Below are 12,987 nucleotides of genomic sequence, written 5' to 3' on the forward strand. Positions count from 1 at the left end.
CTCGGGACAGGCGAGCGACGACGACGCACGACGCACGACGCACGGCGGACGCAGGACGCGCTCGTCCTGGAAATTCGGGAATGGCCAGCTTTCGCGCGTTCGCGCGGCCCCGCGGCGAACGCGCGCGTGTCATGGGCGTGCGCGCGCGGATGTCCTGGTCGCGCCGCGCGCCCGATCGTGGTTCGGGCGTAATGACGCAAGCGTGCGGCCCCCACCGCTTTCGGGAGTCTCCTGAGCTTTCAATCTTGGATTCCACGCAGCGACGGAACGGAGCGCGTGGGGAATACTCTCGTTCATCCGGAGAATTCGCGGTCCGGAGAGCGCAGGGGAGAACGGCATGCTTGTCGATACGCTCGGAGGTCGGACGGTGCGGCGCAACGCAGAAGTACGAACACGATCGAGCGCGCCGAACAGCCGCGCCAAGCTCGTGGTCGTCGTGGACGACGAGCCGAACATCCAGGAGGTCGTGAGCATGATCTTGGAGAGCGAGGGCGGCTACGAGGTGCGCTGCGCCTCGAACGGCGAGGAGGCGCTGGCGTTGCTCGACCAGATCGCGCCGCCGGATCTGCTCGTCGTCGACATCATGATGCCGGTGATGGACGGCTGGGGCCTGCTCACGGCGCTCCGGCACAACGAGAAGACGGCCCGTATACCAGTCATTGTTTCATCCGCGTCTTCAAAACATGACGCGACGAGCCTCGGTGTCGCTCGGGTGCTGCCCAAGCCCATCGACTACGACGCCTTCCTCGCCGCGGTCGACGAGCTCACGCGCTCCAGAGAGCGGCAAATCCTCGACGCCGAGTAGGCCGAGTCGATCAGCCGACGGCGCCACTGCCTCCATCGCGGCAAAAACCGCAAATGGCCCATGGACCTCCAGGGCCGTCCGGCGGTAGCTTCACTCCAGTGTTGTTAGAGAACCCGGGTGCCGGCCTCTTCGCCGGCTACACTCCCCTCCCCGGCGCCTACGACGAGCTGTTTGGTCGAGACGGCGCTCCTCGCCCCGAGTTCCTGCGCACTGCCACGCTCCTCGGCGCGCTCGCGCCGAACGAGTTCGCGCGCGCGCAGCACCTCGCGGAGCTCGCCCTGCTCAACCAGGGCGTCACGTTCTCCGTCTACGCGGATCAGCGCGGCGCGGAGAAGATCTTCCCGCTCTGCCTCGTCCCCCGGATGCTCTCCGCGGCGGACTGGGCCCACATGGAGCGGGGCCTCGAGCAGCGCGTCCGCGCGCTCGGCCTCTTCCTCGACGACGTCTACGGGGACCAGCGCATCCTCAAGGAGGAGCGCGTCCCCCGGGACCTCGTGCTTGGCTCCGGGCAGTACCTGAAGCAGGTCCACGGCCTGCGGCCCCCGGGCGGGGTGCGCATCCACATCGCGGGCGTCGACATCATCCGCGATCCGGCCGGGACCTTCCGGGTCCTCGAGGACAACCTCCGCACGCCGTCCGGCGTCTCCTACGTCCTGGAGAACCGGCTCATCAGCAAGCGCGTCCTGCCGCACCTGCTGGACAAGGCGCGCGTGCAGCGGGTCGACCATTACCCGGCCCGGCTCGCCGAGACGCTGCGCTCGGTGTCGCCCGCGAGCCCGAGCGGCACGAGCGCCGTCGTGCTCACGCCGGGGCCCTACAACTCGGCCTATTTCGAGCACAGCTTCCTCGCGCGCACGATGGGGCTCGAGCTCGTGCAGGCCCCCGACCTGTTCGTCGATCAGGACGAGGTCTTCGTCCGGACGACGCGCGGCCCCCGCCGGGTCCACGTCATCTACCGCCGCATCGACGAGGCGTTCCTCGACCCCGAGGCCTTCCGCCCCGACAGCATGCTCGGCGTGCGCGGCCTGATGCGCGCCTACGCCGCCGGCAACGTCGCGCTCGCGAACGCGCCCGGCAACGGCGTGGCCGACGACAAGGCCGTGTACCCCTTCGTGCCGGAGATGATCCGCTACTACCTCGGCGAGGAGCCGGTCCTCGAGCAGGTCCCCACCTACCTCTGCATGCGCGACGACGACCGGCGCTATGTGCTCGACCACCTCGATCAGCTGGTCGTCAAGGCGGTCGACGAGGCCGGCGGCTACGGCATGCTGATGGGGCCGCAGTCGACCGCCGCGCAGCGGGACGAGTTCCGGGCGCGCATCCAGGCGACGCCGCGCCGCTACATCGCCCAGCACCGGATCGAGCTCTCGACGAGCCCCACCTGGGACCCGACCACGAAGACCGCGGTCCCGAGGAGGCTCGACCTGCGCCCCTACGTGCTGACGGGCCGCGACGGCTCGTGGGTGCTGCCCGGCGGGCTCACGCGCGTCGCGCTGGTGGCCGGCTCCTACGTCGTCAACTCGAGCCAGGGCGGGGGCTCGAAGGACACCTGGGTCCTCAAGGGCCCAGGGGAGAACGGGCAGCGCACGCCCTCGGTCGGCGGCTCCGACGCGAGCCCCGCCGCCGCGAACAACGACCCTCCCGGCGCAGCGCCGGGACCTGCCCCCCCGGAGGCCCCGTGATCTCCCGCGTCGCCGATCACTGCTTCTGGTTCGGCCGCTACCTCGAGCGGACCGAGAACATGGCCCGCATCCTCGCCGTCACGCAGAACCTCGCGCTCGACGCCGAGATCCCGACGCAGCAGTGCTGGCTGCCGGTCATCATCGTGGCCGGGCAGAAGGAGCACTTCGGGGCCGAGCACGGCGAGGAGGCCGCGGCCGACGGCGAGCTCGTGCAGCGCTACATGAGCTTCGACGAGGACAACCCGACGAGCCTCCGCAGCTCGATCTCGGCCGCGCGCTGGAACACGCGGTCGATCCGGGAGGTCGTCAGCCTCGAGGTGTGGGAGACCGTCAACGAGCTCCACCTCTGGGTGAACAGCGACGAGGCGCGGGAGGAGTTCAGGTCGAGCCGCTACGCCTTCTACCGGCGCGTACGCCAGCTCACACAGCTCTGCCTCGGGCTCACGCAGAGCACGATGCTCAACGACACGCCGCTGGATTTCATCTGGCTCGGCGTGCTGCTCGAGCGCGTCGGGCAGACCGCGCGCACGCTCGACGTGCACCACCACGCCCTGACCAACCTGCCGCCGCCGCCGCCGTCGGAGATGAGCGCGCAGGCGCAGGGCGCGCTGCGCAGGCAGCACCGGGTCGTGGAGACGGCGCTCTGGCTCTCGCTCCTCCGCGCCTGCTCCGGGTTCGAGCCGTTCATGAAGCTCAACCAGGGTCAGGTGAGCGAGCAGGCTGTCGCCCAGTTCCTCCTGTACGAGCCGCGCTTCCCGCGCTCGATCCGGCACTGCGTCCACGCGGCGTTCGCGCGCCTCTGCGAGATCCGGCCGCCGGACAGCGTGGCGCTCCCCGGCGGCGAGAGCCTCGAGCGGCTCCAGCTCCTGCACCAGTGGGTGGCCGACAGGGCCACCGAGCCGTTCGACCCGATGGCGGTCCACGCGGCGCTCACCCATGTGGTCGACGAGACGGCGATGATCTGCGACGGTATCGGTCGTGAGCTGCTCGGTTACGGGCCGCCCGACAGCAACCCCACGGTCACGAGCCAGTAGCCGCCAGAGTCGCCGACGTACCCATGCCGAATCTCCTCGCGATGTCGTTCGAGGGCGAGCTCGCCCCATGTTTCGATCTCACCTGCCTGCAGCCCGGACGCAAACTGCCTGACGGCTGGGGCATCGGTTACTACCCCGGCGGCGAGCCGAGCGCCTCGGTGCTCAAGGAGCCGGCGCCGCCGCAGGGGAGCATCCGCAGCGAGCTCGTGAAGGCGTGGGAGCACCTCGAGTCGTCGCTGCTCGTGCTGCACATCCGCACGGCGACGTGGGGCAGCGTCAACGACGCCAACACGCAGCCGTTCAGCCGGAGCTGGGGCGGGCGTGACTGGCTGTTCGCGCACAGCGGCAGCCTCGTCGACCGGATCGAGGTCGATCCGAAATCGCTCTTCCAGCCGGTCGGCTCGACGGACACGGAGCTCATCCTGTGCGAGCTCATGCGCTGGATGGCGTCGGAGAACCTCCGGAGCATCGGCGACATCGATCCGGCGGTGCTGCGCGACTGGTTCGACGAGATGAACGAGCACGGCCCCCTCACGACGGTCCTGGCCGACGGCCGCGATCTGGTGGTCTACGCGGATCGCGATCGCGAGGGGGACGCGTTCCTGTGGGAGGTGCTGCCGCCGTACGAGCGCCTCGCGTTCGGGGACGACGATCTGGAGGTCGACCTGACGCGCCGTGGGGTCAAGAGCCGCAAGGGCGTCATCGTCTCGTCGGAAGAGCTCAAGGTCCACGCGGGCGGGCGGGCGGCGTCCTGGAAGCGCGTGCCGCCGGGGCACCTCGTGGTGCTGCGGCAGGGGGCGCTCCGGGCCACGGCGTCCCCGCGCACCGACCGGCGCAAGCCGTCGTCGTCCACGCCGCCGCTCTCGTCGCGCCCGGTCCGGCGCCCCGTGCACGCGGCGATCCGGCGCTTCCAGGTGGTGCACCGCACGTCGTACCACTACGCGACAGCGGTGGAGCGCAGCACGCACCTCCTGCGGCTGACTCCTGCGCACGACCGGCTCCAGTCGCTGCTGCACAACGAGATCGAGGTGTCGGTCGAGGGCCAGCAGCGCGAGTACGACGACGTCTTCGGCAACCGCGCGCGGCGGGTGCTGCTCGACACGCCGTTCCATGATCTCGTCATCGAGTCGAGGTCGCGGGTGGAGCTGCTCGACACCGATCCGCTGAGCTTCCGCCCGCTGCGCGCGCGGTCGACGATCCCGCTCGTGTGGATGCCGTGGCAGCGCCAGATCCTGCAGCCGTTCCTCCTGCCGCCGGAGCTGGCCGAGAGCGAGCTCTCGGAGCTCATCGAGTACGCGATGACCTTCGTGGAGCGGAACGGCTACGATCTGCTCGACACGCTGCTCGACCTGAACGCGTCGATCTTCGAGGAGTACGAGTACAAGCAGGGGTCGACCAACCTGTTCACGACGGCGTTCGACGTGTACGCGAACCGCCGCGGCGTGTGCCAGGACTTCACGAACCTGTTCATCTGCCTGACGCGGCTGCTCGGCGTGCCGTCGCGCTACGTGTGCGGGTACATCTACACGGGGCCGAAGCACGAGAACCAGCGGCAGAGCGAGGCGTCGCACGCCTGGGTCCAGGTGTACCTGCCGGAGATCGGGTGGAAGGGCTTCGACCCGACGAACGGGATCCTGACGCAGACCGATCACATCCGCGTCGCGGTCGGGCGCAACTACGTGGACGCGACGCCGACCTCGGGCACGATCTACGTGGGTGGCGGCGCCGAGCGCCTCGCGGTCGACGTGCGGGTCGAGCCGATCGATTGAGGGGCGGCCGGCTCAGGGACGCGGGTGGTAGGGTACTTTGGCTGAAGGTGGGGGCTTTTGAACCGCTAAGACGCCGAGGACGCCAAGAAAATAAGATTCTTGGCGTCTTATGGCGCCTTGGCGGTTCCATCATGCCGGCCCGGTCGGGGTAAACTGTGCTGTCCGCGGTGATCTGCCAGTAGGTCTGCGCAGAGGCCGTCTCCATGGCGAGGAGCACCCGGCCGAGGTTGTCCACGTCCTTGTTCTCGAGCGCCTCGCCGAGGAGCTGCATGCTGTACCACGCGTTGACGGCCTCGGAGGTCGACTCCTGGTTGCGGCCGTCCGCGAACGGGAACAGCCCCGACGCCCACGAGCGGCCCCTGAACCAATCCATGCTCCGGAACGGCGTGAAGAACGTGCCCTTGGTGCTCGGGTTCGCGATGTCCCGGACGAGCCAGAGCGCCTTGTCCCCGTACTCCTCGCGCCACGCCTCATCGCTCTTCGCCAGCACGGCCGCGGCATAGAGGAAGTAGCCGTAATGGAAGTGGTGATCGTTGTAGTAGCCCTGTCCGAAATCGGCGGAGTCGCTCTCCAGGCCCTTGGTCGTCACGAGGCCGCCCCAGGTCGTGTCGTAGACGAGGGGGTTGTCGTTCTCACCCTTGAGCCACGGGTTGATGCGGGACTTGAGCCGCGCCGTGAGCTCCTCGGCGAGATCCGTCTTGCCGACCACCTCGGCGTTCTGCGCGAGGCGCGCGAGCTTCGCGATCTCCTTGCCCCCGAAATAGGGGTCTTCCCCGGCGATCGTCTCGTCGGGCATGAACCCCTTGTCCTCCTCGAGGGCCGCGATGATGTCCTGGCCCCACTCGTCACCAAGATCTTGGCCCACCTCGGGCTGCCGACCGCGCCGCCCCCGCGCGCCGCTGCGCGTGACCCAACCGACGGGCAGATGACGTTCGACTTCGACGCCGCGTAGCCGCGGCGAGCCACAACGTGCTCCGCTACGATGGCGTGGTGGCCGCGGTGCGTCCACGGCTCGGCGTCGCGGTTCATCCGGAGCGCGATGACCGTTGCTCTACCCGACGGCGTCACGCCCTCTACCCTGGTTGCGTCGACGCTCCACGTGAAGTGATCGCTCCAGCGATGGAGGCGCGGATTGAAGAGCGGCACGATCTCTCCCGTCAGCGGGTCGACCGATTCCGTGGCGCCTGCCTTGAACTCGTTGCATGGGCGGCATGCGAGGCATACGTTCTCGAACGAGGTCGGCCCGCCCTTCGAGACCGGCGTGATGATCGTAAGTCAGGGGAATTCCGTTATTGGCCTCGCTTGTCAGGCAGTATTGACAGCGGCGCCGATCGGCCTCCTCGATACGAGAGCGGAGCAGTTCGGAGACGTAGGTTGACACCGCAGTCCGTCTTCCATCTCGTGGAGGGCGCGCGCTACGGCGAAGCGACGGCGTGCCCGCGCCATCGCAGGAGCGCCGCAGCGTGGGCCTTGCGGAGCATGAACAGGTCGCTCTCGTGCCGGAGACGCTCGAGCTCGATGCGCTCCGCCGGCGTGAGGAGCCCCTGGGTGTTCCGGTCGAGCAGCTCGTCGTAACGCGCGAGCTCTGCTTCGGACCTGTGGTTCTTCGCGATTTGCCAGAGCGCCTGGTCGTCCATCTTGTCGAGGCAGGCGAGGTCGACCTGGAACTCCGGGGGCGCGTCGTCCCAGGCGGGAGGGCTGCCGAGGCTCAGCGCGCGTAGCATCACGGCTTCGAGCGGCTGTCGGGTCGCGAGCGCAGTCCCCCTCAGCCGCTGGTAGAGCGCTTCGGGGAGAGCGAGGGTGACGGTGGCGGTCGACATCGCGCTGGGACGCGGGAGGCAAGCTCGCCTCGCCGTCGAGCCTAGCACCAGGAGCACCCCGGCTCCTCCCCGGCCAGCCGCGATGAGGAGAGCGAACGCGCGGCGGGGCTGCCGGCCGGGGCGATGCGCCGGAGGCTTTCGGCTGGATGCGCGGGGGCGGGGGGCGCCCCACCGCAGCGGCGCTGCGCGCCGGCGGCGGGGCGGGGCGCTGCGCGTGGCGAGGCCCTACTCGTGGACGGCGGCGTAGCGGCCGCTGGGCGTGACGATGACGTGGGCGGTGAGCGGGACGTGCAGCTCTGCCGAGAGGTGGCGCAGCTCCAGGGTCATGTCTTCGTCCTCGCGGGTGGGCGTCGGGTCGCCGCTGGGGTGGTTGTGGGCCAGGACGAAGCTCTGGGCCGCCATGTCCAGCGCCGTGCGCAGGACGGTCGCGCGGTCGATGGTGAGCACGTCGGCGCCACCGCGGGCGAGCAGGCGCGTCTCGCGGACGCGGCCGTGGCCGTCGAGCGCCGCGATCCAGAGCTCCTCTTGGACCAGGGAGGCGAGCCTCGGGCCGAAGTACCGCGCCACGCGGGCGGCGTCGTTGAGGAGCGCGCCCCGGCGCGCGCGGGCGGCGTGGTAGCGGCGGCCGAGCTCGAAGGCGGCGGCGAGCCGGGTCGCGTCGAAGAGGGCGATCTGGGTGCGCTCGGCCAGCGCCGCGGGCGAGAGGCGACCGAGCGAGGGGAGAGCGGCCGTGCCGAGGATGCGCGGGCCGACGCCGGGCAGGCCGAGCACCATCTCGAGCAGGGCGGCCTCGGTCGCGGTCGGCAGCTCGGCCGCCGTCTCGGCGGGGGCGTCGACGGGGGCGCGGCTCATCGGGCTCATCGGGGCCACCTCCGAGAGCGGGTGAGGGCGCGGGCGAAGAGGCGGCGCGCGAGGCGCAGGCGCGTGGCGACCGTGGGGCGCGGGAGCGAGAGGGAGGCGGCGATCTCGAGCGAGGAAAGGCCGGTGGCGGCGAGCGACAGGATCTCGCGCAGCTCGGGGCGGAGACGGTGGAAGGCGCGGAGCAGGCCGCGGGCGACGAGGCGGGCCTCGGGCGAGGGGGCGGCGAAGGCGGAGAGGCGGTCCGGGTCGACCGCGGGGAGCTCGTGGCGGCGGTGGGCCTTGTCGCGGTAGTGCGAGGCCTGCCGCGAGGCGATACCGGCGAGCCAGCGGCGGAGGGCGTCGGCGGGAGGAAGCGCGGGGGACGGGCGGAAGCGGCCGGCGCGCAGGCTGCGCCAGGCGCCGAGGAGGGTGTCCTGGGTGAGGTCGTCGAGATCGGCGGGGAGAACGCCGCGGGCGCGGAGGGTGCTGCGGATGAGCGGGCGCTGTTCGAGGAGCGCAGTGGGGTCGAGGTAGACGGCGGGGTAAGAGGGCTGCTGACGAAGGGGTTTGGGCGGACGGGCGAGCCGGTTGAGGGCAGCGTGGCGGGGACGGCGACGGGAGGGCGGATCGATCTCTTGGCCCTGGTCAGGGCGTAGACGTACGGTTTCCATGTCGGACCTCGTGTATGCGGGGTTCGGCCACGCCTCCGGACGGTGCCAGCCGTCGCGGGGGCACTTTGTGTTTTGTTCAGGGTACGTGCGAGGCGCGATCCGAGTCAAGGAAAGTCGCAATCCACGACTACTTTTGGCCCTCCCAGGTTCAGCCCGTGGCGATGGAACCCATCGAGACTGATACGGTTTTTCGGTACATCGCGGCGAACGTGCAGCGGCTTCGGGTCAGGCGAGGGCTGACCCAAGACGAGCTGGCGGCAGCGGCGGACGTGAGCCCTGGCCTTCTCCATCGCCTCGAACGCGCCAAGACCAACGTCAGCGTCGCGGCTCTTGTAGCGATCGCCAATGCCCTCGGCGTGACACCAGCAGCACTGTTCCGGCCGGCCGCGATGCCGGAGACGACGCGCGGTAGGCCGCGCAAGCGTCCTGCCGGCCCTTGACGGCCATCCCTCGCTGCCCGCAGTCGACCGCCTGCGGCTATCTCCGGTGCTCCTCACCGTGACGCAGAACTGGCGCATGCTTTGCGCAGACGCTGCACCGCGCCGCGGCGAACTCTACAGGCCGTAGCAACTTGAGGGCCCCAGCCGATGACTGGCCGGGCCATTGCAGGGCCACTTCTTCGCTTCGGAGGGGTAGGGCATCGAGGAACCGCTCGCGCCTTCGTCCATTGGAGAGCCCGCTCGGTCCTGCGCTGGCCTCCTTGACAAGGTGGGCCAGCCGTCGGCTAGGCTACTTTTCCACGATGCATGGGGGCGGCACGAGGGGGTGGGGGCGGAGTTCAAGGCGCTCCACGCGGAAGCGGCGGTCAGCGGTCGAGAGGACTGATTACGCCGAGAGGGCCGCGGTCGACGATGTGGGTGTAGATCATCGTGGTCCGCACATCCTTGTGGCCGAGCAATGTCTGGATCGTCCGGATGTCGGTGCCCGCCTCGAGCAGGTGGGTCGCGAAGCTGTGGCGGAGGGTATGGCACGTCGCGCGCTTGGTGAGCCCCGACGCCCGTCCGGCATTGTTCACGGCCCTTTGCACCGCCGATTCGTGCAGGTGGTAGAGGACCTGTCGACCCGTCGCTGGATCGGTGCAAGGGCGAGAGGCGGGGAAGAGGTACTGCCAGGGGAGGCTCGTGGCTGCTCCCGGCATCTTCGCTCGCAGCGCGTGGGGCAGGTCGACCTCGCCGCGGCCAGCCGCGAGCTCCTTCTTGTGCCGTTGCGCCACGGCGTCGAGCTGGACCTGCAGCTCGTCGCGCGCCCGAGCGGGGAGCAAGGCCGGCCGGTCGTGCTGTCCTTTCCCGCGGCGCACCATGATTTGCCGTCGATCAAGGTCGACGTCTTTGACGCGAATCGAAAGCGCTTCGAGGAGGCGGAGGCCGCTTCCGTAGAGGAGCTCGCCGATGAGTCGAAAAGGTGGGATCAGGTGCTCGAGCAAGGTGAGCGCGTCCTTTCGCGAGAGGACCGTGGGGAGGTGCTCCGGCCGGCGGGCACGCTCGAGCGCTTCGAGCCGGGGTATCTGCAGGTCGAGGACCCGCTTGTAAAGGAAGAGGAGCGCACACAGCGCTTGGTTTTGCGTGGACGCCGCGCTGCGGCGCGCGACCGCAAGATCGTTGAGGAAGGCCGTGACCTCTTCCGCGCCCATCTGCCGTGGGTGCTTGCCGTGATGAAAGCGAATAAATGCCCGGATCCAGTGGACATACGCCTCTTCGGTACGCGGCGAGTAATGCAGGCGCCGGATGGTGGCGCGCACGGCTTCGATGAGGGTCATGGGGGTGGTTCCCAGTGGTTAGGGCCGGTTCGTCGGACCCGCATTGACCCTCATCGGCGCAGGGCGGGCGCGAGTTGCGGAGGCCAGCGGATATTTAGGCCGCACATCCGTTGCCCGAGGCAATCAATCGCAGGCACGCATCTTGCTTCGCGGCACGCCGTCGCCGTCCGAAGCCCCTCAACGGTGATATGTAGTTGTGCAGCGGCGGCCTATCTCCGGAGATGCGCAGATAGCCTGCGGAAGCTCGCGACCTATCCGCGGGGATATCTAGATATGCTGCGGGGTGCCGCGACTCATCCGCGAGAACGTGGTGATCGGGCACCGCGGTTCGCAGCCTACATGTAAAAAATGCGAAGATATGTCGCGCGGCACAGATGATTGCGACGTTCGGCGGACGAGGGACCGCCATTTGCTGCTCGGCGTGGGGCGGCTCACACATACCGGTGACCTGAGGCGACGGCTCGCGCTGGTGCTCAGCATGGCGCTTTCTCTGGTCCCGAGGTTCGACGACGGAAGAAGCGTGACGCCCAGGGCGACACGGGTGTAAGACAAGCAGAGATGGGATCACCCGCTGATACGCTGCGCAAGTACGACGCTGTTGAGTCGGCCCTCACCGCACCGGTCAGCGAACGTATGCTCGACCTAGCGAACCTGCGATCCGGAATGCGGCTGATCGATCTCGCGAGCGGCTGCGGGGAGCCGGCCCTGCGGGCTGCGCATCGCGTTGGAGTGCACGGCTCGGTGCTGGGCGTAGACGTCTCGGAAGCGCTCCTCGCCTATGCCCGAGAGAAGGCGCAACGCAGCGCCCTTTCGAACCTCGAGCTCCGCCTTGCGAACGCCGAATCACTCGACGGTCTGCCCGGCGAAGCGTTCGATGCTGCCACCGCGCGATGGGGATTGATGTACATGCGCGCTCCAGCAAAGGCCTTGATCAATGTCCGTCGCGTCCTCAGGCAGGGCGCCCCCTTCGTGGCCGCGTTCTGGGCGGAGCCCGAGCGCGTCCCCTGGGCGGTGCTCGCTCGAGGCGTGCTCGCTCGATATCGGGATGTCCCGTCGATCAATCCGGAAGTCCCCGGCCCATTTCGCTACTCAAACCTCTCGTTCATCGAGCGCGATCTCAATCATGCCCGCTTCACACTGGAGCACGTCGAAGAAATCGACGTCCCGGTCATCGAAGCGCCGACCGGCGCTGGCATCGTGAAGTGGGTGCGTGACTTTGGTCTCACACCGCTCGCCGCCGAGCTGCCCGAAAGCGAACATGCCCGCTACGAATCGGACCTTGCTCGCGAGGCCGAACAGCTTTGCTTGAATGGCGTGATCCGACTCGGAGGTATTACGCGCCTGGTGGTCGCGCGTTGAGCTTGGAACATACTCCCACCATTCTTTGGCAGGTGCGTAGTGCCGCGCGCGAGGTGATCGCGTTGGGCGCCTGGCTAGTCGAGCCGGAGCGGAGCACGCGCCGTTGAGTACTGGGGCTCACGGCGGTGCTCGACGCATCGATACCCCAGGAACTCAAGAGACTTACCGCCGGATGACGAGGCAAGCAACGCCGCCGAACTCGGACGTTGAAGCTGACGTGGCCCTCAGTCGCTGCGCTCCTTCGGGTCCACGCAGCTTAACGCCAGTCGTTCGGCAGATGAGCGTCGGCGCAGGCCATGCTCGGGCAGCGCGACCGTAACGAGGAGGAGAACATGGCGAAGCTCACTTGGGAGTGGATCGACGACGAGTGGCCGCACGGAGGGAACCCCGACGGTTTTACCTACCGCGCGAAGGTAAGAGGTGGTTGGCTGGTTTCGGTGTGGGCCGGAACGCCGTCCGAGCACGAATCCGGTGGTGGCCTGGCGTTCGTTCCAGACCCCGATCACGCATGGGTGGTCGATACAAGAAAGGCGTGACAGCAACGCGGTTCTCGCAAGGGAGTGGCGTGCCGATGACGACTCTCGATCCCCTCGAAAGGCTCCGACCCAGCGCCAAGCCGCGCATGATGGACCTCGTCCAAGAGGCAGGAATCGATGTCGCGCCATGGGCGTTTCGAGCAGATGGGAGGCCCGTTAAGGCTCCGGCCGCGAACCCCGCCTACTGCTACGAGTGGTGCATCGTCGATAACGACCGTGTTGTGGTCAGCCTGTGGTTCGAACTCATGAGTCTTGAGGACGGCCGCGTGGTGCAGCGAGTGAACATGCGTGATCTTCGGCGACGTGTCGAGCGAGCGAAGCACCTTGATGCAGGCACTCGCACTGCGAATGTGCGTCGTGCCATGGCGGTTGACTCGGCCGTCTTCCGAGCGTTCCGCGAAAGGCTGCCGGTGCACGTCGTCGTGTGCGACGGCGACAGACGCGACCTCGACGACGTTGCCAGACGAGATCCATCGAAAGTCGAACGACGATTGCTGGACGATTCTCCCTGGCACGTCACGGCATACGACATCCCCAGCGGTGACACCGTAATTTCGCGGGATCAACCGCTTCTGATCGGGAAGCCATCCTGATGAACCTGCCGAACAAGCGGCTGCTGCCGGCGGTGCACCTGGGCCGCGCTCCGCGCGGCCCGGCGCCCCGCGCCAGAGCCGCAGTCGTTGGGCAGCCTGACCCTGGTGCATCGGCGAACAGT

12 protein-coding genes and 1 pseudogene are annotated in these 12,987 nt (G+C 68.6%); 8 read left to right on the plus strand and 5 right to left on the minus strand.

Annotation, left to right across the window (positions count from 1 at the left end; genetic code table 11):
* The first annotated feature begins 337 nt into the window (after positions 1 to 337).
* From WMF46_RS37845 to WMF46_RS37860, 4 genes are read left to right on the plus strand one after another with little or no spacing between them, the layout of a single operon-like run.
* A complete protein-coding gene (locus WMF46_RS37845) occupies positions 338 to 805 on the plus strand; it encodes a response regulator (RefSeq protein WP_012239707.1) in 468 nt (155 codons plus the stop codon).
* Positions 806 to 858: 53 nt separating this feature from the next.
* Positions 859 to 2,487, plus strand: a complete 1,629-nt coding sequence (locus tag WMF46_RS37850; RefSeq protein ID WP_437544956.1) for a circularly permuted type 2 ATP-grasp protein — start codon at positions 859 to 861, stop codon at positions 2,485 to 2,487.
* On the plus strand, positions 2,484 to 3,521 hold the full coding sequence (locus WMF46_RS37855) for an alpha-E domain-containing protein (protein ID WP_437981673.1): 1,038 nt from the start codon (positions 2,484 to 2,486) through the stop codon (positions 3,519 to 3,521). The genes WMF46_RS37850 and WMF46_RS37855 overlap by 4 nt, the downstream gene beginning before the upstream one ends.
* 23 nt (positions 3,522 to 3,544) lie before the next feature.
* A complete protein-coding gene (locus WMF46_RS37860; protein ID WP_437981674.1) occupies positions 3,545 to 5,290 on the plus strand; it encodes a class II glutamine amidotransferase in 1,746 nt (581 codons plus the stop codon).
* A gap of 199 nt (positions 5,291 to 5,489) precedes the next feature.
* Here the strand turns inward: WMF46_RS37860 and WMF46_RS37865 are convergent.
* The 4 genes and pseudogenes from WMF46_RS37865 to WMF46_RS37880 form a co-directional block, all read right to left on the minus strand.
* Positions 5,490 to 6,086, minus strand: a pseudogene (locus WMF46_RS37865) (glycosyl hydrolase); the annotation flags it as partial.
* Positions 6,087 to 6,705: 619 nt separating this feature from the next.
* Entirely contained in the window at positions 6,706 to 7,110 is a 405-nt protein-coding gene (locus WMF46_RS37870; protein ID WP_437324939.1) for a hypothetical protein, read from the minus strand.
* A 225-nt stretch (positions 7,111 to 7,335) separates the two neighbouring features.
* The gene (locus WMF46_RS37875) at positions 7,336 to 7,962 is read right to left on the minus strand and encodes a JAB domain-containing protein (RefSeq protein ID WP_437987984.1); all 627 of its coding nucleotides are present in this window, start codon (positions 7,960 to 7,962) and stop codon (positions 7,336 to 7,338) included.
* A gap of 5 nt (positions 7,963 to 7,967) precedes the next feature.
* On the minus strand, positions 7,968 to 8,621 hold the full coding sequence (locus WMF46_RS37880) for an RNA polymerase sigma factor (RefSeq protein WP_437981675.1): 654 nt from the start codon (positions 8,619 to 8,621) through the stop codon (positions 7,968 to 7,970).
* Positions 8,622 to 8,782: 161 nt separating this feature from the next.
* Here WMF46_RS37880 and WMF46_RS37885 point away from each other — a divergent pair, with 161 nt between their 5' ends.
* Positions 8,783 to 9,061 (plus strand): helix-turn-helix domain-containing protein, encoded by a 279-nt coding sequence (locus WMF46_RS37885; RefSeq protein WP_437711015.1) that lies wholly within the window; start codon positions 8,783 to 8,785, stop codon positions 9,059 to 9,061.
* A gap of 365 nt (positions 9,062 to 9,426) precedes the next feature.
* On the opposite strand, the gene WMF46_RS37890 is transcribed toward WMF46_RS37885, so the two are convergent.
* A complete protein-coding gene (locus WMF46_RS37890) occupies positions 9,427 to 10,377 on the minus strand; it encodes an integron integrase (protein ID WP_437981676.1) in 951 nt (316 codons plus the stop codon).
* 558 nt (positions 10,378 to 10,935) lie between these two features.
* Here WMF46_RS37890 and WMF46_RS37895 point away from each other — a divergent pair.
* The 3 genes from WMF46_RS37895 (at position 10,936) to WMF46_RS37905 (ending at position 12,865) form a co-directional block, all read left to right on the plus strand.
* On the plus strand, positions 10,936 to 11,736 hold the full coding sequence (locus WMF46_RS37895) for a class I SAM-dependent methyltransferase (protein WP_437981677.1): 801 nt from the start codon (positions 10,936 to 10,938) through the stop codon (positions 11,734 to 11,736).
* A gap of 332 nt (positions 11,737 to 12,068) precedes the next feature.
* The gene (locus WMF46_RS37900) at positions 12,069 to 12,272 is read left to right on the plus strand and encodes a hypothetical protein (protein WP_437981678.1); all 204 of its coding nucleotides are present in this window, start codon (positions 12,069 to 12,071) and stop codon (positions 12,270 to 12,272) included.
* Positions 12,273 to 12,307: 35 nt separating this feature from the next.
* Positions 12,308 to 12,865, plus strand: a complete 558-nt coding sequence (locus WMF46_RS37905) for a hypothetical protein (protein WP_437981679.1) — start codon at positions 12,308 to 12,310, stop codon at positions 12,863 to 12,865.
* Positions 12,866 to 12,987: the final 122 nt, after the last annotated feature.

This window comes from Sorangium sp. So ce117 (assembly GCF_051524395.1).
GTDB classification, from domain to species: domain Bacteria; phylum Myxococcota_A; class Polyangia; order Polyangiales; family Polyangiaceae; genus Sorangium; species Sorangium cellulosum_B.